Genomic DNA, 497 nt, shown 5'->3' with positions numbered 1-497 from the left:
GCGCCGGGCAGCGGGGTCAGCAGGTGCCCGCCGGTTTCGGTCTGCCACCAGGTGTCCACGATGGGGCAGCGGCCGCCACCGATGACGTCGTTGTACCAGTTCCACGCCTCGGGGTTGATCGGTTCGCCCACCGTGCCGAGGATTCGCAAGGACGATAGATCGCATTTGGTTGCGAATTCGTTACCCTGGCCCATCAAGGCGCGGATCGCGGTCGGGGCGGTGTAGAACTGATTTACCTTGTGTTTTTCGCAAACTTGCCAAAAACGTGACGCATCCGGATAGGTCGGCACACCTTCGAACATCAGCGTGGTCGCGCCGTTGGCTAAGGGCCCGTAAACAATATAGGAATGCCCGGTGACCCACCCCACATCGGCGGTGCACCAGTAGATGTCGCCATCGTGGTAATCAAAAACAACCTCATGGGTGAGGCCGGCGTAAACCAAATATCCACCTGTTGAGTGCACAACCCCCTTGGGCTGCCCGGTCGAGCCCGATGT

General features: G+C 60.0%; 1 protein-coding gene. It reads right to left on the bottom strand.

The annotated features are described in order from the left end of the window. A partial coding sequence (locus MWU54_RS18620) for an AMP-binding protein (RefSeq protein WP_247086757.1) occupies positions 1-497 on the bottom strand: 497 nt, incomplete at both ends.

It is taken from the genome of Marivita sp. S6314, assembly GCF_023015985.1.
Lineage (GTDB): Bacteria > Pseudomonadota > Alphaproteobacteria > Rhodobacterales > Rhodobacteraceae > Marivita.
The sequence above is the reverse complement of the archived record's forward strand: the minus strand, read 5'-3'. Positions and strand labels throughout refer to the sequence as shown.